This is a genomic window from Kitasatospora setae KM-6054, from assembly GCF_000269985.1.
GTDB classification, from domain to species: Bacteria; Actinomycetota; Actinomycetes; order Streptomycetales; family Streptomycetaceae; genus Kitasatospora; species Kitasatospora setae.
Map to the genome: position 1 here is coordinate 1,534,364 of NC_016109.1, position 22,289 is coordinate 1,556,652.

Annotated in this window: 22 protein-coding genes; 3 read left to right on the forward strand and 19 right to left on the reverse strand. The window is 73.0% G+C overall.

The window, feature by feature from the left end; genetic code table 11:
• Positions 1 to 11: 11 nt before the first annotated feature.
• The 13 genes from KSE_RS06695 to pyrR form a co-directional block, all read right to left on the reverse strand.
• Positions 12 to 2,186 (reverse strand): primosomal protein N', encoded by a 2,175-nt coding sequence (locus KSE_RS06695; protein ID WP_407927467.1) that lies wholly within the window; start codon positions 2,184 to 2,186, stop codon positions 12 to 14.
• A 64-nt stretch (positions 2,187 to 2,250) separates the two neighbouring features.
• Positions 2,251 to 3,459, reverse strand: a complete 1,209-nt coding sequence (metK, locus tag KSE_RS06700) for a methionine adenosyltransferase (protein ID WP_014134529.1) — start codon at positions 3,457 to 3,459, stop codon at positions 2,251 to 2,253.
• Between the two features lie 247 nt (positions 3,460 to 3,706).
• On the reverse strand, positions 3,707 to 4,933 hold the full coding sequence (coaBC, locus tag KSE_RS06705; protein ID WP_014134530.1) for a bifunctional phosphopantothenoylcysteine decarboxylase/phosphopantothenate--cysteine ligase CoaBC: 1,227 nt from the start codon (positions 4,931 to 4,933) through the stop codon (positions 3,707 to 3,709).
• A gap of 191 nt (positions 4,934 to 5,124) precedes the next feature.
• Positions 5,125 to 5,391, reverse strand: coding sequence for a DNA-directed RNA polymerase subunit omega (gene rpoZ / locus KSE_RS06710; RefSeq protein WP_033258145.1), 267 nt, complete (start codon positions 5,389 to 5,391; stop codon positions 5,125 to 5,127).
• An 80-nt stretch (positions 5,392 to 5,471) separates the two neighbouring features.
• A complete protein-coding gene (gene gmk / locus KSE_RS06715; protein WP_014134532.1) occupies positions 5,472 to 6,029 on the reverse strand; it encodes a guanylate kinase in 558 nt (185 codons plus the stop codon).
• A 48-nt stretch (positions 6,030 to 6,077) separates the two neighbouring features.
• Complete coding sequence (gene mihF / locus KSE_RS06720; protein ID WP_030459182.1) at positions 6,078 to 6,404, reverse strand: integration host factor, actinobacterial type; 327 nt, start codon at positions 6,402 to 6,404, stop codon at positions 6,078 to 6,080.
• 232 nt (positions 6,405 to 6,636) lie between these two features.
• Positions 6,637 to 7,473 carry an orotidine-5'-phosphate decarboxylase gene (gene pyrF, locus KSE_RS06725; RefSeq protein WP_014134534.1) on the reverse strand — a complete coding sequence of 279 codons (837 nt, stop codon included), beginning with the start codon at positions 7,471 to 7,473 and terminating at the stop codon, positions 6,637 to 6,639.
• Between the two features lie 65 nt (positions 7,474 to 7,538).
• The gene (locus tag KSE_RS06730) at positions 7,539 to 8,636 is read right to left on the reverse strand and encodes a quinone-dependent dihydroorotate dehydrogenase (RefSeq protein WP_014134535.1); all 1,098 of its coding nucleotides are present in this window, start codon (positions 8,634 to 8,636) and stop codon (positions 7,539 to 7,541) included.
• Between the two features lie 256 nt (positions 8,637 to 8,892).
• Positions 8,893 to 12,201 (reverse strand): carbamoyl-phosphate synthase large subunit, encoded by a 3,309-nt coding sequence (gene carB / locus KSE_RS06735; protein ID WP_014134536.1) that lies wholly within the window; start codon positions 12,199 to 12,201, stop codon positions 8,893 to 8,895.
• Positions 12,194 to 13,345 carry a glutamine-hydrolyzing carbamoyl-phosphate synthase small subunit gene (carA, locus tag KSE_RS06740; protein WP_014134537.1) on the reverse strand — a complete coding sequence of 384 codons (1,152 nt, stop codon included), beginning with the start codon at positions 13,343 to 13,345 and terminating at the stop codon, positions 12,194 to 12,196. Before carA ends, carB begins: the two co-directional genes overlap by 8 nt.
• The gene (locus tag KSE_RS06745; protein WP_014134538.1) at positions 13,342 to 13,902 is read right to left on the reverse strand and encodes a PH-like domain-containing protein; all 561 of its coding nucleotides are present in this window, start codon (positions 13,900 to 13,902) and stop codon (positions 13,342 to 13,344) included. Before KSE_RS06745 ends, carA begins: the two co-directional genes overlap by 4 nt.
• The gene (locus KSE_RS06750; protein WP_014134539.1) at positions 13,902 to 15,194 is read right to left on the reverse strand and encodes a dihydroorotase; all 1,293 of its coding nucleotides are present in this window, start codon (positions 15,192 to 15,194) and stop codon (positions 13,902 to 13,904) included. The genes KSE_RS06745 and KSE_RS06750 overlap by 1 nt, the downstream gene beginning before the upstream one ends.
• Positions 15,195 to 15,244: 50 nt before the next feature.
• A complete protein-coding gene (gene pyrR, locus KSE_RS06755; RefSeq protein WP_014134540.1) occupies positions 15,245 to 15,856 on the reverse strand; it encodes a bifunctional pyr operon transcriptional regulator/uracil phosphoribosyltransferase PyrR in 612 nt (203 codons plus the stop codon).
• A 295-nt stretch (positions 15,857 to 16,151) separates the two neighbouring features.
• Here pyrR and bldD point away from each other — a divergent pair, with 295 nt between their 5' ends.
• The gene (bldD, locus tag KSE_RS06760; protein ID WP_014134541.1) at positions 16,152 to 16,655 is read left to right on the forward strand and encodes a transcriptional regulator BldD; all 504 of its coding nucleotides are present in this window, start codon (positions 16,152 to 16,154) and stop codon (positions 16,653 to 16,655) included.
• Between the two features lie 109 nt (positions 16,656 to 16,764).
• On the opposite strand, the gene KSE_RS06765 is transcribed toward bldD, so the two are convergent.
• From KSE_RS06765 to KSE_RS06785, 5 genes are all read right to left on the reverse strand, one after another.
• Complete coding sequence (locus KSE_RS06765) at positions 16,765 to 17,550, reverse strand: hypothetical protein (RefSeq protein WP_033258147.1); 786 nt, start codon at positions 17,548 to 17,550, stop codon at positions 16,765 to 16,767.
• 184 nt (positions 17,551 to 17,734) lie between these two features.
• Positions 17,735 to 18,574 (reverse strand): thioesterase family protein, encoded by an 840-nt coding sequence (locus KSE_RS06770; RefSeq protein WP_014134543.1) that lies wholly within the window; start codon positions 18,572 to 18,574, stop codon positions 17,735 to 17,737.
• Positions 18,575 to 18,701: 127 nt separating this feature from the next.
• Positions 18,702 to 19,139 carry a transcription antitermination factor NusB gene (gene nusB, locus KSE_RS06775; protein WP_014134544.1) on the reverse strand — a complete coding sequence of 146 codons (438 nt, stop codon included), beginning with the start codon at positions 19,137 to 19,139 and terminating at the stop codon, positions 18,702 to 18,704.
• Between the two features lie 2 nt (positions 19,140 to 19,141).
• Positions 19,142 to 19,705: an elongation factor P gene (gene efp, locus KSE_RS06780; RefSeq protein ID WP_014134545.1), complete on the reverse strand. Its 564-nt coding sequence runs from the start codon at positions 19,703 to 19,705 to the stop codon at positions 19,142 to 19,144.
• Between the two features lie 70 nt (positions 19,706 to 19,775).
• Complete coding sequence (locus KSE_RS06785) at positions 19,776 to 20,882, reverse strand: aminopeptidase P family protein (protein WP_014134546.1); 1,107 nt, start codon at positions 20,880 to 20,882, stop codon at positions 19,776 to 19,778.
• A 184-nt stretch (positions 20,883 to 21,066) separates the two neighbouring features.
• Between KSE_RS06785 and rpmG the strand changes: the two genes are divergently transcribed.
• Positions 21,067 to 21,231, forward strand: a complete 165-nt coding sequence (gene rpmG / locus KSE_RS06790; protein ID WP_014134547.1) for a 50S ribosomal protein L33 — start codon at positions 21,067 to 21,069, stop codon at positions 21,229 to 21,231.
• A gap of 83 nt (positions 21,232 to 21,314) precedes the next feature.
• Positions 21,315 to 21,557: a type B 50S ribosomal protein L31 gene (locus KSE_RS06795; RefSeq protein ID WP_014134548.1), complete on the forward strand. Its 243-nt coding sequence runs from the start codon at positions 21,315 to 21,317 to the stop codon at positions 21,555 to 21,557.
• A gap of 49 nt (positions 21,558 to 21,606) precedes the next feature.
• Here the strand turns inward: KSE_RS06795 and KSE_RS06800 are convergent, their stop codons facing one another.
• Entirely contained in the window at positions 21,607 to 22,182 is a 576-nt protein-coding gene (locus KSE_RS06800; protein WP_014134549.1) for a helix-turn-helix domain-containing protein, read from the reverse strand.
• Between the last annotated feature and the right edge of the window lie 107 nt (positions 22,183 to 22,289).

Here is a 22,289-nt window from a genome sequence, read left to right on the forward strand (position 1 = left end):
CCGCCCGCGCCTCAGCCGATGTCCGTCGGATCGACCCGGATCCGCACCGTCTCCGCCCCCCGCAACGCCAGCCGCGCGATCTGCGCCGCCTTCAGCGCGGACGCCAGCGCGGCCCCCTGCCCCGGCGCGACCCGCACCAGCGCACGCTCCAGCCCGTCCTCCCGCGCCCCCCCGGGCCCGCCCGCCCCCGGGAGACCGCCCCCGCCGCCCCCGCCGCCCCCGAAGACCGGCACCGGCACCGGCCCCAGCACGTCCGCCCCCGCCGGCAGCCGCAGCAGCCCCAGCAGGTCGGCGACCGCCCGCGCCGAGCCGGTGACCGAGGCCATCCGGGAGACCGGCGGGAAGCGCAGTTCCTCCCGCTCGTCGAGTTCCGTCCCGGCGTGCCCGGCCGGGTCCCACCGCACCAGTGCCTGGACGGGCCGGGCCGCCGCCTCCGCGACGACCACGACCGTGCCGCCGTCGCCCGCCGGGCGGACCAGCGCGGCGGCGGTCAGCCAGCGCCGCACGGTCTCCTCGCCGGCCCGCAGGTCGGGCCGGTTGAGCAGGGCCCAGCCGTCCAGCAGCAGCGCGGCCGCGTAGCCGGGGCCGTCGGCGACGGGTTCGGCGCCGGGCGTGGCGAGCACCAGCGCGGGCGTGCCGGGCACGGTCGCGAGCACGGCGTCCCGCCCGGAGGTGCGGACGGGGACGCGCGGGAACGCCTTGCCGAGTTCCTCCGCGGTCCGCCGCACGCCGACGACCGCGGCCCGCAGCCGGAACGAGCCGCACTCGACGCAGTGCCAGTCGTGCTCCTCGGTGCCGCACCAGGCGCAGCGCAGCGCGCTGTCCGCCGCGGGCGACTCCAGCGGGCCGCCGCAGGCCCGGCAGCGGGCGGTCTCCCGGCAGCGCGCGCAGGCCAGCCGGGGCGCGTAGCCCCTGCGCGGGACCTGGATCAGCACCGGGCCGCGGGTGAGCGCCTCCCGGGCGGTCTCCCAGGCGACCGAGGGCAGCCGGGCGGCCTGCGCGGCGCCGTCCCGCGCCTGGTCGTACTCGGTGACGGTGCGCACCCGGGGCGCGGTCAGCCGGACGGTCTCGCGGTCGGCCGCCAGCGGGCGGGCCCAGCCGGAGCGCAGCAGTTGCGCGGCCTCGACCGTCATCGAGACACCGCCCAGCAGCATCGCGGCGCCCTCCTCGGCGGCCCGCAGCAGCGCCACCTCGCGGACGTGCGGGTAGGGGGCGTTGGGGTCGCCGTGGCTGCTGTCGCCGTCCGACCAGACCACCAGCAGGCCGAGGTCGCGGACCGGGGCGAACACCGCCGCCCGGGTGCCGATCGCGGCGCGCACCGAGCCGCGGCTGACCGCGAGCCAGCGCCGGTAGCGCTCCTGCGGGCCCGCCTCGGCGGCCAGCACGGCGTGCCGGCCCTCGCCGAGCAGGTCGCGCAGCGCCGCGTCGACCCGGGCGACGGCCCGCCCGTCGGGCAGCACGACCAGCGCGCCGCGCCCGGCGGCGAGGGCGGCGGCGACGGCCCGGGCGATCTCGGCGGGCCATTCGGGCCCGGGCAGCGCCGTCCAGACCGCGCGCGGCGCGTGCCCGCCGGCCAGCGAGGCGAGGAACTCGGGGCCGTGCGCGTACCGCTGCCAGCTGCCGGGCGCGGGGGCCGGGGGCGGCGGCAGCGGGCGCGGCGAGGGCTCGCTCTCGGCGCCGGCGTGCCGGGGCGGGACGGCGAGTTGCAGCACGTCCGCGAGCGTCCCGGCGTAGCGGTCGGCGACGGCCCGGCAGAGCCGCAGCAGCCGGGAGGTGAGCACCTGTTCGGGGGAGAGCACCCGGGCCAGCGGGGCCAGCGGGCCGGCGTAGTCGGAGTCGTCCCGCCGTTCGACGATGAACCCGTCGTGCAGCGTGCCGCCCTCGCGCCGCCCGTGCGCGCCGACCCGCCCGCCGAACCGCACCCGGACCCGGACGCCCGGGCGGGCGTCGGCGGACATCGCCTCCGGCACCGCGTAGTCGAAGTACTGGTCGAGGCTCAGCACGCCCTTGTCGACCAGCACCCGGGCCACCGGCTGCCGTTCGGCGAGCACGACGCCGCGCGCGGCCCGCGGCTTCGCCCGGCGCACCGTCTCCCGGATGAACGCCAACTGCTCCCCGGTGCCGTCCGCGCTGCTCACGCCCCCCAACCTAGCGGACCCCGCCGACAACCCCGGCGACCCCGGCAGCACGACGGAGCCGTCCGCCGGGGAGGTGACTCCCCGGCGGACGGCTCCCGGAACAGCAGCGGACTCAGCCCGCGACAGCGGCCTTCAGCGCCTCGGCGCGGTCGGTGCGCTCCCAGGTGAAGTCCGGCAGCTCGCGGCCGAAGTGGCCGTACGCGGCGGTCTGGGCGTAGATCGGCCGCAGCAGGTCGAGGTCGCGGATGATCGCGGCCGGGCGGAGGTCGAAGACCCGGGTGACGGCTTCCTGGATCTTCAGGACGGGCGCGGTCTCGGTGCCGAAGGTCTCGACGAACAGGCCGACCGGCTCGGCCTTGCCGATCGCGTACGCGACCTGGACCTCGGCGCGGGTGGCCAGGCCGGCCGCGACGATGTTCTTGGCGACCCAGCGCATCGCGTACGCGGCGGAGCGGTCGACCTTGGACGGGTCCTTGCCGGAGAACGCGCCGCCGCCGTGGCGGGCCATGCCGCCGTAGGTGTCGATGATGATCTTGCGGCCGGTGAGGCCGGCGTCGCCCATCGGGCCGCCGATCTCGAAGCGCCCGGTCGGGTTGACCAGCAGCCGGTAGCCCTCGGTGACCAGCTTGATGCCCTGCTCGGCCAGCGCCTTGAGCTCCGGCTCGACCACGAACTCCCGGATGTCGGGGGTCAGCAGCGAGTCCAGGTCGATGTCCGAGGCGTGCTGCGAGGAGACCACCACGGTGTCCAGCCGCACGGCGCGGTCGCCGTCGTACTCGATGGTGACCTGGGTCTTGCCGTCGGGGCGCAGGTACGGGATGGTCCCGTTCTTGCGGACCTCGGTCAGCCGGCGGGAGAGCCGGTGCGCCAGCGTGATCGGCAGCGGCATCAGCTCGGGGGTGTCGTCGCACGCGTAGCCGAACATCAGGCCCTGGTCGCCCGCGCCCTGCCGGTCCAGCTCGTCGTCGTCGCCCTCGACGCGGTGCTCGTGGGCGGTGTCCACGCCCTGCGCGATGTCCGGGGACTGCGCGCCGATCGAGACCGAGACGCCGCAGGAGGCGCCGTCGAAGCCCTTCTTGGACGAGTCGTAGCCGATCTCCAGGATCTTCTCGCGGACGAGCTGGGCGATCGGCGCGTACGCCTTGGTGGTGACCTCGCCGGCGATGTGCACCAGGCCGGTGGTGATCAGGGTCTCCACGGCGACCCGGGAGGTCGGGTCGTCCTTCAGGAGGGCGTCCAGGATGGTGTCGCTGATCTGGTCAGCGATCTTGTCGGGGTGTCCCTCGGTCACGGACTCCGAGGTGAACAGGCGGCGAGACACAGCGCTCCCTGGGGTTGCAGCGGCTGCTGACTGAATGCGCTCGGAAGTCCCGAGGCATCCGGAAAGACTTGATTCCTGGTGTGGAGTGTAACGGTCGGCTACCGATCGCGGGGGCTCCCCTGCGAGGTCCGTCGTGTCCGCGACGCGAATCACACCGCCCGGATCGCCGCCGCTCAGCGCGGGTGATCACCGGGCGGTCCGCCGCAGGGGGCGCCAACTGGCCGAGTGAGCAGGGCTGTTGTCCCGCTCAGTGCTCCGTCTCGGCGCTGTGGCGGGGCAGTCGGGCGACCACCTGGTCCCAGATCGCGTCCGCCAGGATGTCCTTCGGACCGTCCGCGATGTGGACCTCGGTGCCGTCCGCGCCGAGCAGGACGGCGCTGTTGGTGTCCTGGCCGAACGCCTTGCCGTCGCCGACCTCGTTGACCACCAGCAGGTCACAGCCCTTGCGGGCGAGCTTGGCCCGGCCGTTGGCCAGCACGTCGTCGGTCTCGGCGGCGAAGCCGACCACCAGCTGCCCGTCGTGGGCCCGGTCGGCCGCGACCTCGGCCAGGATGTCGGGGTTGCGGACCAGCGCGATCGGCGCGGGCTCGATCCCGTCGACCTTCTTGATCTTGCCGCTGGCGTACTCGGCGGGGCGGAAGTCGGCGACGGCGGCGGCCATCACCACCGCGTCGGCGTCCTCGGCGGCCCGCAGCACCGCCTCGCGCAGCTGCCGCGCGGTGCCGGCCCGGACGACGTCGACCCCGGCCGGGGCGGGCAGCTCGGTGTTGGCGGCGACCAGGGTGACCCGGGCGCCGCGGGCCGCGGCGGTGGCGGCCAGCGCGTAGCCCTGCTTGCCGGAGGAGCGGTTGCCGAGGAAGCGCACCGGGTCGAGCGGCTCGCGGGTGCCGCCCGCCGAGACCACCACGTGCCGGCCCGCCAGGTCCCGCTCCAGCGCGCCGCGCTGGAGCACCCGGCGGCAGAGCGCGAAGATCTCGCCCGGGTCGGGCAGCCGGCCCTTGCCGGTGTCGACACCGGTGAGCCGGCCCACCGCGGGCTCGATCACGATCGCGCCGCGCCGCCGCAGCGTGGCCACGTTCTCCTGGGTGGCCGGGTGCTCCCACATCTCGGTGTGCATCGCGGGCGCGAACACCACCGGACAGCGCGCCGTCAGCAGCGTGTTGGTCAGCAGGTCGTCCGCCATCCCGTGGGCGGCCTTCGCCAGCAGGTCTGCGGTGGCCGGGGCGACCACCACCAGGTCCGCCTGCTGCCCGATCCGCACGTGCGGGACCTCGTGCACCCGCTCCCAGGTCTCGGTCGCCGCCGGCCGCCCGGAGAGCGCCGCCCAGGTCGCCTCGCCGACGAAGTGCAGCGCCGCCGCGGTCGGCACCACCGTCACCTCGTGCCCGGACTCGCTGAACCTCCGCAGCAGCTCACAGGCTTTGTACGCGGCGATCCCGCCGCTCACCCCGAGGACCACACGGGACGCGTTCATGACGGTCGGCTCTCCTTCACCACGGCGCTTGCGACGGACTCGCGCCCACCTTACGACCCCTCAGCGAGGCGTCGCGACGTGTCACCGGGCACACCGCGCGGGCTCCCGCACCCCCGGATCCCGCGAACGGCGCAGGGCCCGCCCCGGCCGCCCTGCGGCGTCGGAACGGGCCCTGCGGTGGCTCTCGGGGCTCAGACGCCCTCGACCGCCTCGGCGGTGAGCAGGCCGGCGTTGATCTCGCGCAGCGCGATCGACAGCGGCTTCTCGTGCACGTGGGTGTCGACCAGCGGGCCGACGTACTCCAGCAGGCCCTCGCCCAGCTGCGAGTAGTACGCGTTGATCTGGCGGGCGCGCTTGGCCGCGTAGATCACCAGGCTGTACTTGGAGTCGGTGGCCTCGAGCAGCTCGTCGATCGGCGGGTTGATGATGCCCTCGGGCGCGGTCATCGAAGAGGACACGCTGAACCTTCCGAAGTGGTTTTGTCAGGACCTGTGTCGCAGGACCCAGATCCCGGACCGGCTGGGTGCAGCCGATCAGGTCAGGCTACACCGAGCAAGGCTAGCAGTTCGGCCGCCACCTGCTCGACGGAGGTGTTGACCAGCGTCGTGTCGAACTCCGCCTCGGCCGCCAGCTCGACCTTCGCCGCCGCCAGCCGCTCGTCGATGACGTCCTGCGACTCGGTGCCCCGGCCGGTGAGCCGGCGCACCAGCTCCTCCCAGCTCGGCGGTGCCAGGAAGACCAGCTGGGCCTCCGGCATCGACTCCTTGACCTGCCGGGCGCCCTGGAGGTCGATCTCCAGCAGCACCGGCTCGCCCTTGTCGAGCTTGTCCAGCACCGCCTGCCGCGGCGTGCCGTACCGGTTCCCGGCGAAGACCGCCCACTCCAGCAGCTCGCCGTTGGCCACCAGCTTGTCGAACTGCTCGTGGTCGACGAAGTGGTACTGCACACCGTCGCGCTCACCGGGGCGCGGGTGCCGGGTCGTCGCCGACACCGACAGCCAGACCTCGGGGAACTGCTTCCTCATATGAGCGACGACCGTGCTCTTGCCGACCCCGGAGGGGCCGGAGAGCACGGTCAGCCGCGGACGCTCACTCATGTACCGATTATCCCGGATCGCGGACGTTCCGCTGACACCGGCCTCCGTTCAGGAGGCGGCGCCGCCGAACTCCCGCTCCAGGGAAGCGATCTGGTTCGTACCGAGGCCGCGCACGCGACGGCTCTCGGAGATGCCCAGGCGCTCCATGATCTGCTTGGCGCGCACCTTGCCGACGCCCGGCAGGGACTCCAGCAGAGCGGAGACCTTCATCTTGCCGATGACCTCGTCATCGGACTTGCCGGCCTTGATGACGTCGTGCAGCGAGGCGCCCGAGTGCTTCAGCCGGTTCTTGACGTCAGCGCGCTTCCGGCGAGCCTCGGCGGCCTTGGCGAGCGCGGCGGTGCGCTGTTCGGGAGTAAGGGGCGGAAGAGCCACGCCGTTCACCTCAGGTGTGGATGGAAGGGATGAGCCATGACTGGGTGGTGCCCGGACGCCACAGGCTCTGACCTGCGGAGGTGGCCGTGACCACCGCCAACTGGCGTCCTACCGCCGGACACTACCCAACTTGGGCCGCCGCGTCAGGAAAAGAACACGAAAAGTCCAGGTCAGCCGGTGCCGAGCTGGGAGTTTTCCGGTCAAATCAACCGAGTTGGCAACCCCGTACCCATCAGTTTGTGACGGCCCTCACATCGTCGACGAACACCTGCGCGGCCTGCCGGAGGGCCTGCACCGACGGCCCGTGCTTGAGCACGTCACGGCTCACCGAGGGGACGACGTTGCGGACTTGGTCGCCGAAGACGCGCGGCAGGTCGGCCGCGGTGGCACCCTGCGCGCCCACTCCGGGCGCCAGCAGCGGGCCGTTGATCGCCAGGTCGACGCCCGCGTCGGCGAGCGTCGCGCCGACCACCGCGCCGAACGACCCGAGCGGCTCGGCGCCCGCGTTCTCCGCCGCCAGCCGCCGCAGCACCGCCTGCGCGACGCTCTGCCCGTCCGCGCCGACCGCGCGCTGCACCTCGTGCCCCTCCGGGTTCGAGGTCAGCGCCAGCGCGAACAGGCCGCAGCCGTTGGCGTGCGCCAGGTCGACGGCCGGCTGCAGCGAGCCGAAGCCCAGGTACGGGCTGACGGTCAGCGCGTCCGAGAACAGCGGGCTGTCCGGCGCCAGGAAGGTCTCCGCGTACGCGGCCATGGTCGAGCCGATGTCGCCGCGCTTGGCGTCCATCAGCACCAGCGCCCCGGCCTCCCGGGCCTCCGCCACCGAGCGCTCCAGCACCGCGATGCCGCGGCTGCCGAAGCGCTCGAAGAACGCGGCCTGCGGCTTCAGCACGGCGACCCGGTCGGCCAGCGCCTCGACCACCGTGCGGGAGAACGTCTCCAGGCCGGCCAGGTCGTCGTTCAGGCCCCACGCGGTGAGCAGCGAGCCGTGCGGGTCGATGCCGACGCAGAGCTGGCCCCGGGTGTCGAGGGCGGTGCGCAGGCGGGTGCCGAAGGGGGTGGTGTCAGTCATCTGCCGTCTTCCGTCGTGTTCGTCGTGTTCCTCGTCGGCGGGGCGCCCCGCCGGGCGTCCGGGGCCTAGCGGTTGCCCTTGCCCACCGCTTCGCCGATGTTCGCGTACCCGGCCGCGCGCAGCCGGGCCGACAGGCCCTTGTGCACCTTGCGCATCCAGAACGGCCCCTCGTAGATGAACGCGGAGTAGCCCTGGACGAGGTCGGCGCCGGCCAGGATCCGCTGCCAGGCGTCCTCGGCGGTCTCGATGCCGCCGACCGAGATGATGGCGAGCCGGCCGTCGGTGCGCTTGCGCAGCCGTTCGAGGACCTCCAGCGCGCGGGCCTTGAGCGGGGCGCCGGAGAGGCCGCCCATGCCGATCTCCTCGATCCGGGCGGCGGGGGTGCGCAGCCCGTCCCGGCCGATGGTGGTGTTGGTGGCGATGATGCCGTCGAGGCCGAGGTGGAGGGCCATGTCGGCGATCTCGTCGATGTCCTCGTCGGCGAGGTCGGGGGCGATCTTGACCAGCAGCGGGACGTGGTGGTTGGTGACCTCGTCGGCGGCCTTGCGGACGTCCCAGAGCAGCGGGCCGAGCACCTGGACGGCCTGCAGGTTGCGCAGTCCGGGGGTGTTCGGCGAGGAGACGTTGACGACCAGGTAGTCGGCGTACGGCGCGAGCGCCTTCGCGCTCTTCAGGTAGTCGGCGGTCGCCTCGTCCTCCGGGACGACCTTGGTCTTGCCGATGTTGACGCCGATCACCGGGGTGCTGGTGGTGTGCGGGCGGGTGGAGAGGCGGGTGGCGACCCGGGCGGCGCCCTGGTTGTTGAAGCCCATCCGGTTGATCAGGGCGCGGTCCTCGACCAGGCGGAACAGCCGGGGGGCGGGGTTGCCGGGCTGCGGTTCGCCGGTGACGGTGCCGATCTCGACGAAGTCGAAGCCGAGCATGGAGAGGCCGTCGATCCCGATGCCGTTCTTGTCGAAGCCCGCGCCGAGGCCGAACGGCCCGGGCAGGTCGAGGCCGAGCGCGGCGGTGCGCAGCCGGGGGTCGCGGGGGGCGAGCAGGGCCCGCACCAGGGAGCGCAGGCCGGGCACCGAGTGGGCCAGCCGGATCCAGAAGAACGCCAGGTGGTGGGCCTTCTCCGGGTCCATCTTCTTGAAGACCAGGTTGAACAGGAGCTTGTACATCGCGGGGTGAACCTCCGAGAGCCGAGCCGAGCCGGGACATGGACGTGGGGGGCAGCCGGTGACCGGACCGGCGTGCCCCCCACGGTTTCGACCTGGTCCTGTCCGGTCGATCTTGTCGGATCAGCGCGCGGCGTCGGGCGCCCGGCTGGGAGTGCCGGCCCCACGCCCTCGTACTGGATGTACTTGGGTGTGGGGCCGGTGCTTCCAGCCGGGATGATCCGGCGTCGCGCGCCCGGCAAGATCGACCGGACAGGGCCTAGTTGCGGCCGGAGTTGATCAGCGCCGCGTGCTCCTGCAGCGACATCACGCCGACGTCGCCGCGCCGCAGCTCGGCGATGCCCTGCACGGCCGCGCCCATCGCCTGGACGGTGGTCAGGCAGGGGACGCCCCGGGAGACCGCGGCGGTGCGGATCTCGTAGCCGTCGAGGCGGCCGCCGGTGCCGTACGGGGTGTTGATGATCAGGTCGACCCCGCCCTCGTGGATGAGCTGGACGATGGTCTTCTCGCCGTCCGGGCCCTCGCCGTCGGAGTGCTTGCGCACCACGGTGGCGGGGATGCCGCCGCGCTGCAGCACCTCGGCGGTGCCGGTGGTGGCGAGCAGTTCGAAGCCGAGCTCGACCAGCGCGCGGGCCGGGAAGACCAGGTTGCGCTTGTCGCGGTTGGCGACCGAGACGAACACCTTGCCCTTGGTGGGCAGGGCGCCGTACGCGCCGGTCTGGGACTTGGCGTAGGCGGTGCCGAAGACCCGGTCGATGCCCATGACCTCGCCGGTGGAGCGCATCTCCGGGCCGAGCACGGTGTCGACGCCGCGGCCGTGCACGTCGCGGAAGCGCGACCACGGCATCACGGCCTCCTTGACGGAGATCGGCGCGTCGGCGGGCAGGGTGCCGCCGTCGCCCTCGCGCGGCAGCAGGCCCTCGGCGCGCAGTTCGGCGATGGTGGCGCCGAGCGAGATCCGGGCGGCGGCCTTGGCCAGCGGGACGGCGGTGGCCTTGGAGGTGAACGGCACGGTGCGGGAGGCGCGCGGGTTGGCCTCCAGCACGTACAGGATGTCGCCGGACAGCGCGAACTGGATGTTGATCAGGCCGCGCACGCCGACGCCCTTGGCGATGCCCTCGGTGGCCGAGCGCAGCCGCTTGATGTCGTACCCGCCGAGGGTGATCGGGGGCAGCGCGCAGGCGGAGTCACCGGAGTGGATGCCGGCTTCCTCGATGTGCTCCATGACGCCGCCGAGGTACAGCTCCTCGCCGTCGTAGAGGGCGTCGACGTCGATCTCGACGGCGTCGTCGAGGAAGCGGTCGATCAGCACGGGGTGCTCGGAGATCAGGCCGGCGTGCCGCTCCAGATAGGAGGCGAGCGAGGGCTCGTCGTAGACGATCTCCATGCCGCGGCCGCCGAGCACGTAGGACGGGCGGGCCAGCACGGGGTAGCCGATCTCGTCGGCGATCGCCTTGGCCTCCTCGAAGGAGAACGCGGTGCCGTGCTTGGGCGCGGGCAGGCCGGCGTCGCGCAGGACGCGGCCGAACGCGCCGCGCTCCTCGGCGAGGTGGATCGCCTCGGGCGAGGTGCCGACGACCGGCACGCCGTTGTCCTTGAGCGCCTGGGCCAGGCCGAGCGGGGTCTGGCCGCCGAGCTGGACGATGACGCCGGCCAGCGGTCCGGCCTGCTGCTCGGCGTGGACGATCTCCAGCACGTCCTCCAGGGTGAGCGGCTCGAAGTAGAGCCGGTCGGAGGTGTCGTAGTCGGTGGAGACGGTCTCCGGGTTGCAGTTGACCATGACGGTCTCGTACCCGGCGTCGGCGAGCGCGAAGGAGGCGTGCACGCAGGAGTAGTCGAACTCGATGCCCTGGCCGATCCGGTTCGGGCCGGAGCCCAGGATGATCACGGCGGGCTTGGTGCGCGGGGCGACCTCGCTCTCCTCGTCGTAGGACGAGTAGAAGTACGGGGTCTTGGCGGCGAACTCGGCGGCGCAGGTGTCGACGGTCTTGAACACCGGGCGGATGCCGAGCGCGTGCCGGACCTCGCGGACCACGTCGGCCTTCAGGCCGCGGATCTCGCCGATCTGCTGGTCGGAGAAGCCGTGCCGCTTGGCGTGGCGCAGCAGCTCGGGGTCGAGCTTGTCGCCCTCGGCGAGCTCGACGGCGATCTCGTTGATCAGGAAGAGCTGGTCGACGAACCACGGGTCGATCCGGGTCGCGTCGAACACCTCCTCGGGGGTGGCGCCGGCCCGGATCGCCTGCATGACGGTGTTGATCCGGCCGTCGGTCGGGACGACGGCCTTGGCCAGCAGCTCGGCCTTCTCGCCCGGGTCGCCGACCCAGGTGAACTGCGAGCCCTTCTTCTCCAGCGAGCGCAGCGCCTTGTTCAGCGCCTCGGGGAAGTTGCGGCCCATCGCCATGGCCTCGCCGACCGACTTCATGGTGGTGGTCAGCGTGGCGTCGGCGGACGGGAACTTCTCGAACGCGAAGCGCGGCACCTTGACGACGACGTAGTCGAGGGTCGGCTCGAAGGAGGCCGGGGTCTGCTCGGTGATGTCGTTGGGGATCTCGTCCAGCGTGTAGCCGACGGCGAGCTTCGCGGCGATCTTGGCGATCGGGAAGCCGGTCGCCTTGGAGGCCAGCGCGGAGGAGCGCGAGACGCGCGGGTTCATCTCGATGACGATGACCCGGCCGTCGACCGGGTCGACCGCGAACTGGATGTTGCAGCCGCCGGTGTCGACGCCGACCTCGCGGATCACGGCGATGCCGATGTCGCGCAGGATCTGGTACTCGCGGTCGGTGAGGGTCATCGCCGGGGCGACGGTGATCGAGTCACCGGTGTGCACGCCCATCGGGTCGAAGTTCTCGATGGAGCAGACCACCACGACGTTGTCGTTCTTGTCGCGCATCAGCTCCAGCTCGTACTCCTTCCAGCCGAGGATGGACTCCTCCAGGAGCACCTCGGTGGTCGGCGAGAGGGCCAGGCCCTGGCCGGCGATCCGGCGCAGGTCCTCCTCGTCGTGGGCGAAGCCGGAGCCGGCGCCGCCCATGGTGAAGGACGGGCGCACGACGACGGGGTAGCCGCCGAGGGTCTCCACACCGGCCAGCACGTCGTCCATCGAGTGGCAGATCACCGAGCGGGCGGACTCGCCGTGGCCGATCTTGGCGTTGACGGCCTCGACGACGCCCTTGAAGAGCTCGCGGTCCTCGCCCTTGTTGATCGCCTCGACGTCGGCGCCGATCAGCTCGACGTCGTACTTCTCCAGCGTGCCGGCCTTGTGCAGCGAGATCGCGGTGTTCAGCGCGGTCTGGCCGCCGAGGGTCGGCAGCAGCGCGTCGGGGCGCTCCTTGGCGATGATCTTCTCGACGAACTCGGGGGTGATCGGCTCGACGTAGGTGGCGTCGGCGATCTCCGGGTCGGTCATGATGGTCGCCGGGTTGGAGTTGACCAGGATGACCCGCAGGCCCTCGGCCTTGAGCACCCGGCAGGCCTGCGTGCCCGAGTAGTCGAACTCCGCCGCCTGGCCGATGACGATCGGGCCGGAGCCGATGACCAGAACGGACTTGATGTCGGTGCGCTTAGGCACGCTGGCCCTCCATAAGGCTCACGAAGCGGTCGAAGAGGTAGGCGGCGTCGTGCGGGCCGGCTGCCGCTTCGGGGTGGTACTGCACGCTGAAGGCGGGGATGTCGAGCGCCTGGAGGCCCTCGACCACGTCGTCGTTGAGGCAGACGTGGGAGACCTCGACCCGCCCGAAGGGGGTGTCGCTCACCTTGTCCAGCGGCGCGTTCACGGCGAAGCCGTGGTTGTGGGCGGTCACCTCGACCTTGCCGGTGGTGCGGTCCTGCACCGGCTGGTTGATGCCGCGGTGGCCGTACTTGAGCTTGTAGGTGCCGAAGCCGAGGGCCCGGCCGAGGATCTGGTTGCCGAAGCAGATGCCGAAGAACGGGGTCTTCTTGGCCAGCACCCCGCGCAGCACCTCGACCTGGTGGTCGGCGGTGGCCGGGTCGCCGGGGCCGTTGGAGAAGAACACGCCGTCGGGCTGGACGGCGTAGACGTCCTCGACGGTGGAGTTCGCGGGCAGCACGTGCACCTCGATGCCGCGCTCGGCCATCCGCTGCGGGGTCATGCCCTTGATGCCCAGGTCGACGGCGGCGACGGTGAACTTCTTCTCGCCGATCGCGGGGACGACGTAGGTCTCCTTGGTGGCGACCTCGGCGCACAGGTCGGCGCCCTTCATCTCCGGGGCCTGCTGCACCTTGGCCAGCAGCTCGGCCTGCTCGGCGAGCGCCGGGCCGGAGAAGATGCCGACCCGCATCGCGCCGCGCTCGCGCAGGTGGCGGGTGAGCGCGCGGGTGTCGATGCCGCTGATGCCGACGACGCCCTGGCGCTCCAGCTCCTCGTCCAGCGAGCGCTTCGCCCGCCAGTTGGAGGCGACCCGGGAGGGGTCGCGGACGACGTAGCCGGACACCCAGATCTGCTGCGACTCGTCGTCCTCGTCGTTCCAGCCGGTGTTGCCGATCTGCGGGGCGGTCATCACGACCACCTGGCGGTGGTAGGACGGGTCGGTCAGGGTCTCCTGGTAGCCGGACATGCCGGTGTTGAAGACCGCCTCGCCGAAGGTCTCGCCGACCGCGCCGTAGGCCTGGCCGCGGAAGGTCCGGCCGTCCTCCAGGACGAGCACGGCAGGCACGCGCCTGGTGCGCTGCGTGGTGGGGGCAGGTGCGGTCATGTGGCGGCCTCTTCCGTCTTCATCATCGTCTTCGTACGTGTCACTAGTGCCTCGACGGCCTCGACCCAGTCGTCGTGCCCGGCGGCGGCGTCCAGGCGGAAGCCGCTCTCCAGCGCGCGGCCGTCCAGCGTCCAGCCGACCACCAGCAGGCCGCTGGGCACGACCTTGCCGGCGATGCCGGAGTCGGTGCGGGCGCCGGTGAGCGCCGCGGCCGGGATCCACAGGTCGTCCTCGCCGGGGCGGCGGGCCAGCAGGCCCCGCTCGGTGAGGGTCAGTTCGGCGAGGCTGCGGGTGCCCAGGCCGTGCGCGACGACCCGGTCCAGCCAGTTCCCGGCGGTGGTGGAGCCGTGGTAGCGGCCGGGCGCCGTCAGCAGCGCCGGGCCGGTCTCGGCCGGCGCCGCGGGCGGTTCGGGCAGGTCGGACTGGAGCGTGCGCCGCCAGTTCCAGCCCTGCCGCATCAGCCAGTACACCAGCGCGATCACGACCAGCAGGCCGACCGTCGCGCCGATGTAGCCGGGCCAGTCGGTGACCTGGCCCTTCTCGGTGGCGAGCGGCATCAGCGCTCGACCAGCTCTCCGGCGAGCACCGTGGCCTCGCCGCGCAGGAAGGTCGCGTGCACCCGTCCGGGCAGGTCCATCCCCTTGTACGGGCTGTTGCGGGAGCGGGTCGCGAAGGTGTCGGGGTTCACGACTCCACGGTACGCGGGATCGAACAGCACCAGGTTGGCGGGCTCGCCGACCGAGATCGGCCGTCCGTGCCCGGCGAGCCGGCCGATCCGGGCCGGGCGGTGCGACATCCGGTCCGCGACGCCCTCCCAGTTCAGCAGGCCGGTGTCGACCATGGTCTGCTGGACGACCGACAGCGCGGTCTCCAGGCCGACCATGCCCATCGCGGCGACCGCCCAGGCGCAGTCCTTGTCGGCCTCGGGGTGCGGGGCGTGGTCGGTGGCGACGGCGTCGATGGTGCCGTCGGCCAGCGCCCGGCGCAGCGCCTCGACGTCCTCGGCGGTGCGCAGCGGGGGGTTGACCTTGTAGACCGCGTCGTCGGTGCGGACCAGCTCGTCGGTGAGCAGCAGGTGGTGCGGGGTGACCTCGGCGGTGACGTCCCAGCCCTTGCTCTTGGCCCAGCGGACGATCTCGACCGAGCCGGCGGTGGAGAGGTGGCAGATGTGCACCCGGGCGCCGGCGTGCGAGGCGAGCAGCACGTCCCGGGCGATGATCGACTCCTCGGCGACGGCGGGCCAGCCCGCCAGGCCGAGCTCGCCGGAGACCGCGCCCTCGTTCATCTGGGCGCCGGCGGTCAGCCGGGGCTCCTGGGCGTGCTGGGCGACGACGCCGTCGAAGGTCTTCACCCACTCCAGCGCGCGGCGCATCAGCACCGGGTCGTCGACGCACTTGCCGTCGTCGGAGAAGACCCGGACGCCGGCGGCGGAGTCGTGCATCGCGCCGAGCTCGGCGAGTTCCTTGCCCTCCAGGCCGACGGTGACGGCGCCGACCGGCCGCACGTCGCAGTAGCCGGACTCGCGGCCCAGCCGCCAGACCCGCTCGACCACGTCGGCGCTGTCGGCGACCGGGAAGGTGTTGGCCATCGCGTGCACGGCGGTGTAGCCGCCCATCGCGGCGGCCCGGGTGCCGGTGAGGACGGTCTCGGCGTCCTCCCGGCCGGGCTCGCGCAGGTGGGTGTGCAGGTCGACCAAGCCGGGCAGGGCGACCAGGCCGTGCGCGTCGATGTCGATGTCGGCCTGGACGTCCAGGTTCTCGCCGATCGCGGCGAAGGCGCCGTCGACGATGTGGATGTCCTGGGGGGCGCCGCCGAGGAGCTGGGCGTTGCGGATCAGGTAGGTGGTCACTGGGCGGCCTCCTGGGCTTCGGTGGAGACGGGGTGGCACTTCACGCGGCTCTACTCCGGGAGTTCGGGGTCGGCGGCCAGGGCCTGGGAGGACCGGGCGGCGTAGTCGCGGTCTCCCAGCAGGACGGCGTCCAGCCCGTCCTGTTCGACCAGCCTGACCTGGACGGCCTCGCGCAGCGAGGTGGGCAGGTTCTTGCCCACGTAGTCGGCGCGGATCGGCAGCTCCCGGTGGCCGCGGTCGACCAGCACGGCGAGCCGGACGGCCCGCGGGCGGCCGATGTCGCTGAGCGCGTCCAGCGCGGCCCGGATGGTCCGGCCGGAGAACAGCACGTCGTCGACCAGGACGACCAGCTTGCCGTCGATGCCCCCGGCGGGGACCTCGGTGTGCTCCAGGGCCCTGGCCGGCTTCAGCCGCAGGTCGTCCCGGTACATGGTGATGTCGAGCGTCCCGAACGGGATGTCCCAGCCGGTGATCTGCGACAGCCGTGCCTGCAGCCGGCGGGCCAGGTGGACGCCGCGGGTGTGGATGCCGAGCAGCACCACGTCCTCCGCGCCCTTGGCGCGTTCCACGATCTCGTGGGCGATCCGGGTGATGACCCGGGCGATGTCGGTGGCGTCCAGCACCTGGTGCGGGGCGCGCGGGTTCGAACTGGGTGTGGTCATGCCGAAGCAGACCTCCTTCCCCGCCTCACGGGACGGGCCTTAAAGGATGTCTGGAGAATTTCCCGACCGGAGCCGGGGCCCGACCGCGGTCGAGGCATCGCCCATGGTAGCAGTGTGCTGATCGCGGCCCGCCCGGAGCCCGTTCGCACGAGTGCCCCATTCGGCTTGACGCGCAACCCTCACTCTACGTAACCTCACAGTGAGTTACGAAGGTGCTCCGCAGAGACCCTTCGGTGACTCACTTTTCAGCGCACGCGAAGCAATCACGCGAAGCAATCTCGTCCGGGGAGATCCATTGTCCAGCGACTACGCGAAGCAGCTCGGAGCCAAGCTCCGGGCGATCCGCACTCAGCAGGGGCTCTCCCTGCACGGCGTCGAGGAGAAGTCCCAGGGTCGCTGGAAGGCTGTGGTCGTCGGCTCCTACGAGCGCGGCGACCGCGCGGTCACCGTGCAGCGCCTGGCCGAGCTGGCCGAGTTCTACGGCGTCCCGGTGCAGGAGCTGCTGCCCGGCGGCACCCCGGGCGGCGCCGCCGAGCCGCCGCCGCGCCTGGTCCTCGACCTGGAGCGGCTGACCCAGGTCCCGTCCGAGAAGGCCGGCCCGCTGCAGCGCTACGCCGCGACCATCCAGTCGCAGCGCGGCGACTACAACGGCAAGGTGCTCTCGATCCGCCAGGACGACCTGCGCACGCTGGCCGTCATCTACGACCAGTCCCCCTCGATCCTCACCGAGCAGCTGATCAGCTGGGGCGTGCTGAACCCGGACGCGCGCCGCGCCGTCCGCGAGGAGGACGCGGGCTGACCTCCGGTCGGCTCCCCCGTTTGAAGAAACGTCACAGCGGGGCGGGAGAACGGCACCAGCCGTTCTCCCGCCCCGCTGTCGCCGTCCCCGGACCCGCCCCGGAGCGGGCTCAGACCACCGTGCCGAGGCTGAAGCCGGGCTCCGCCGCGACGCCCTGCACCGCCAGCCCGGCCGGCGACCACTCGTAGCCGGTGCTCCGCCAGGCCCAGGCCACCTCCCGGTACTCGCCGCACAGCGCGCCGGAGCCCTGCGTCCCGTGCAGCACGGCCGCGCCCGGCAGCTCGCGGTACAGGCCGGCGCAGAGCACCGCGGTGACCAGTTCGAGGTCCTCGTCGTTGATCCGGACCGCGCCGTCCTCCCAGTGCAGCACCCGGACCCGCGCCTCCAGCGGCCCGCCCGGCGCGTCCACCACCACCCGGAACTCGTACGCCCCGCAGCCCGCGCCGACCAGCACCCGGCGGAACACCTCGGACGCCTGCTGGTACGTCCAGCGCGCCCGCGGGTCGGCGGCGGCCGGCCCGGCACCGCGCAGCGCCCCGTCCATCAGCAGGTCCGCGTGGCCGAGCGCGAGGCCGCCCTCCCGGGCCCGGACCAGCCGGGGCAGGAAGTCGGCGAGGTCCTCGCCGCGGTAGGTGACCAGCTGGGTCTGCAGCGGCGGGTTGACCAGGTAGCCGTCCCGGGCGGCCTGCTCGCGCACGTCCAGCCCGTGCAGCAGGCAGTAGTCCGCGAAGTCCTCCGGGTGGAACATCCGGGCCCGGACCACCCCGTACTCCTCGACCGCCTCGGCCAGCAGCTCGCCCGCCTCGCGCAGGTAGCCGGGGTAGTCCGGCGCGTCCGTCACCTGCCAGCCGCGGACCCGCTCGAAGTCCGCCTCGCTGGTCAGGATCCCGGTCACGAAGGCCTCCTCGCCCCGACGCGAGGGCTCTGCACTGCAACGGCGCGGCCGGCGGCTGTTCCTGGACATCGGTGGCTCCCGGGGTATCTCGGTCGAGCAACTGCTGACCCAGTCCTCCCCGCCCACACCCGTCCCACACACACGGCCTGTCACAACTCTGCAACCGGCCGTCAGCACGGGTGTGCTAGGCGCGCGGCACCATGGCCAACTGCCGGGACTGGGCGACCAGTCGGCCGTTCTCGTCCCAGATCTCGCAGTCCTCCTCGAAGTAGCCGCCGGCCACGTTCCGGGTCGCGTGCGAGACCCGCAGCCAGCCGTCGGCGGGCAGGGCGCGGAGGTGGACGGTCAGTTCGATGGTGGGGGCCCAGCCGGGGCGGCCCAGGTCGAAGGTGACCGGGGGGAGGGCGTCGGCGGTGAGCAGCAGCGAGAGCGGGTCGGCGGGGCGGCCGTCGGCGAGCCGGAACCAGCCCTGGATCCGGCCCTCCTTGGACGGCCGGCCGAGCGCCCAGCCGATCGTGGCCGGGTCGAGCCGCAGGTCGAGGCGCTCCAACAGGGCGGCCTGGCTGAGGAGTTCGCGCGGGGCGTGCTCGACGCCGACGCACTGCTCGGGGGCCGGCAGGGCGGGCGGGAGCGCGGTGGTGGCGACCTCGCCGTCCAGGCCGGCCAGGTCGGTGAAGGCGGCGGTGACCCGCAGCCGCTCGGTGCCGCCCTGGGAGAGCACCGCGCTGCCGGTGGCGAGGCTGCGGCCGCGCCGGACGATCTCGGTGCGGACGGTGGCCGGGCCGGGGCGGGAGGCCGATATGTAGGTGCCGCTGACGGTCAGCGGGTGCGGGTGGCCGGGGCCGGCCTCCAGGGCGAGGGCGCGTGCGGCGAAGGCGAGCAGCAGGCCGCCGTTGACGCCGCCGCCGATCTGCCAGCCGTCGCCGAGTTCGCCGTCGTAGCGCCCGGCCTCCTCGGGGTGCGGGGTGAGCGCGACGGCCCGGTCGAACTCGAAGGCGGGGGTGGCGGGGGTGGTCTCGGGCATGGCTCCGCGGCCCTTCTGCGCAGGTGACAAGCTGTGGACAGGACGAGGCAAGACATTACCTGTCGGTAGCTTACGCGCGGAGGCCGCCGGACCGACAGGTCCGGCGGCCTCCGAGGGGCGTGCGGGCTCAGCGCCGGATGCTCGGCTTGAGCTCCATGAAGCGGGCGAGCAGGCCGTTCACGAAGGCCGGCGACTCGTCGGTGGAGAACTCCTTGGCGATCTCCACCGCCTCGTCCAGCACCACCGCGTCGGGCGTCCCGTCCTCCCAGATCAGCTCGTACGCGCCGAGCCGGATCACGTTGCGGTCCGCGATCGGCATCCGGTCGATCGTCCAGCCCACCGCGTAGGTGGAGATCAGGTCGTCGATGGTCCGCGCGTGCTGCGCGTACCCCTCGACCAGCTGCATCGTGTACTCCGCGACCTGCGGGATGCCCTCGTCGGGACGGGGGTCGCGGGCCCGCGCGATCCAGTCGGCGAGCACCCGTTCGGGGGACACACCGCGGTGGTCCGCCTCGAACAGGATCTGGAAGGCCCGGGTGCGGGCCTTGCTACGAGCAGTTGCCACGGTTACTTGACCCGGCCGAGGTAGCTGCCGTCGCGGGTGTCGACCTTGACCTTCTCGCCGGTGGTGACGAACAGCGGCACCTGGATCTCGGCGCCGGTCTCCAGGGTGGCGGGCTTGGTGCCGCCGGTGGAGCGGTCGCCCTGCAGGCCCGGCTCGGTCTCGGCGATGACCAGCTCGACCGCGGCGGGGAGCTCGATGTACAGCGGGACGCCCTCGTTCTGCGCGACCAGGGCCTCGAAGCCCTCCAGCAGGTAGTTGGCGGCGTCGCCGACGGTGGCGGCCTCGACCGGGACCTGGTCGTAGGTGTCGAGGTCCATGAAGATGAAGGTGTCGCCGTCACGGTACGAGTACTGCATGGTCCGCTTGTCGACGTTGGCGGTCTCGACCTTGATGCCCGCGTTGAAGGTCTTCTCGACGACCTTGCCGGACAGGACCTCCTTCAGCTTGGTGCGCACGAAGGCCGGGCCCTTGCCGGGCTTGACGTGCTGGAACTCGACGACGGTCCAGAGCTTGCCGCCGTCCAGCTTGAGGACCATGCCGTTCTTGAGATCGTTCGTGGTAGCCACGGGCGCACTTACTCCTGATATGTCCGCTGTCAAGGAACACCAAGCCGCGCGCCGCCGGGACCGCTTCCGGTCACAGCGCGAGGAGCTCCTTGGTGGTGATGGTGAGCAGCTCGGGCCCGCCCTCCTCGGGAGGCCGCACCACGAGCGTGTCCTCGATCCGGACACCGCCCCGACCGGGGAGATGGACCCCCGGACCGACGGTGACCGGCACGCGGTTGTCCAGTTTACCCATGTCGGCGGGCCCCAGGCGCGGAGCCTCCCGGATCTCCAGACCGATGCCGTGTCCCAGCGCGTGGACGGACCGCTCGGGGTGGCCCGCGGCCTGGAGGATCGAACGTGCCGCGTCGTCCGGGACGTGCTGCTCGACGCCCGGCCCGAGGGCCTCCCGGCCGGCCCGCTGGGCGCGGAAGACCAGCCGGTGCAGCTCGACCTGCCAGGCGGCGGGGGCGGCGCCGATCACGAAGGTGCGGGCGGTGGAGATGCCGTAGCCGCGGTAGCGGGCGCCGAGCGCGACGGTCAGGAAGTCGCCCTCCTCGACCCGGCGGTCGGTGGGCTGGTGCCGCTCCAGGCCGGAGTGGCTGCCGGTGCCGACCGAGACCGGGAAGGCGGCCCGGTCGGCACCGTGGTCGATCATCCGGCGCTCCAGCTCCATCGCCAGGTGCCGCTCGGTGCGGCCGACCAGGATCGATTCGAGCAGCTCGCCGAGGGCCTGGTCGGCGATCTCGGCGGCGATCCGCAGGTCGGCGAGCTCGTACTCGTCCTTGACCACCCGCAGCCGTTCCACCGCCCGGTCCAGGTCGAGCAGCCGGGTCGCCCCCAGCAGCCGGGCGACGGCGCGGTGCCGGTCCACGGTCAGGTCGTGCTCCTCGACCGCGAGGTCGCGCACCCGCAGCCGGGCGGCGGCCTCGGCGGCGGCGAACGCGGCGTCGCCCTCGGCGGGCACCGGCAGCCGGGTGACCTCGGGGTCGCCGGGCCGCTCGCCGCCCTCGCCGGGCTCGGCGTCCTCGGGCACCGCGAGCACCGCCCGCTCCCGGGTCAGCAGCAGCGCGGCGCCCAGCGGGGGGCAGCCGGTCAGGTAGCGGACGTTGGCCGCGCGCGTGATCAGCGCGGCGTCGGCTCCGGAGGCGCTGCAGTACTCGCGGAGGCGTTCGCGTCGGGCGGCGTGCGCGTCGGACATGGTCCGAGCGTACGAACGGGTCCGCCGGGGCGCCTGTCGGGACCGGCCGTAGGGGGCGGGGCGCGGCCGGGCACGGGGAACGGGGGCGCGGGAAACGGGGGCGCGGGCGGGAATGCGGGCGGGGGGCGTCGCGTTGTGACCTGATGAAAACGGCAATCGTTGCCGGGAGAGGAAGGACGAGACGATGGCACGCAGCGAACTGCGACCGGTGGTCACGCTCCGGTCCACGGCGGGCACCGGCTTCACGTACGTGACCCGGAAGAACCGCCGCAACGACCCCGACCGGATGGCCCTGCGGAAGTTCGACCCGGTGGCGGGCCGCCACGTGGAGTTCCGCGAGGCCCGCTGACCGCGGCGCCCGCACCGCACCCGTCCGATCGATCACGCACCCGTGCGCGCACCCGCGCACGCAGCCGGCGAGGAGGAACAGTCATGCAGCAGGGAATCCACCCCGAGTACCGTCCGGTGGTCTTCCGGGACAAGACCGGGGGCCTGTCGTTCCTGACCCGCTCCACCGCCGCGAGCGACCGCACGGTCGCGTGGGCGGACGGGCGGACGTACCCGGTGGTCGACGTCGAGACGTCCTCGGCGAGCCACCCGTTCCACACCGGCCGGGCCCGCCTGATGGACACCGAGGGCCGGGTCGAGCTGTACCGGCGCCGGTACGGCGGCTGACCGGAACGACGCGCAGGGCCCCGGGCTCCCCCGGGGCCCTTCGGCCTGCTCAGGCCCCGGGCGGGGGCACCGAGACGACCATGGTGACCAGGCAGGGCGCGTCGCCGTCGTTGCGGTAGCCGTGGGCGGTGCCGGCCTCGTAGGAGGCGGTGGAGCCGGCCGGGACGCGGTGGTCGCGGCCGTCCAGGGTGAGGGTGAGGACGCCCTCGTCGACCCGGGCGATCTCGACGGTGCCGGGCGGGTGCGGGTCGGAGGTGTGCGCCTCGCCGGGGTGCAGGCGCCAGGACCACAGCTCCAGCGGCCCGGGGGCCTCGGTGCCGCCGAGCAGGGTTCCGCTGCCGCCCCCGGGGCCGGTCCACAGCCGGACGGCGTCCTCGACCGGGGTGATCCGGACCTCGGAGGAGGCGTCGTAGTCGAGCAGCCGGGCGATCGAGACGCCGAGCGCGTCGGCGAGCCGGACCACGGTGCCGACGCTGGGGTTGGTGCGGGCCTGTTCGATCTGGACGACCATGCCCCGGCTGACCCCGGAGCGGGCGGCCAGGGCGTCCAGGGTGTGGCCGCGTTCGAGGCGCAGCCGTTTGAGGTTGCGGGCGAGGGCCTGGGTGACGAGATCGGCGTCCAGCACGGGGCAGTCCAATATTCTGCTTGGGCCAGTGCATCAGAGTGAACTATGCTGCGGCGGCATCGACAGGTCCACCGACTGTACTGCGGAGTCCACCATGCTGTCCGCCG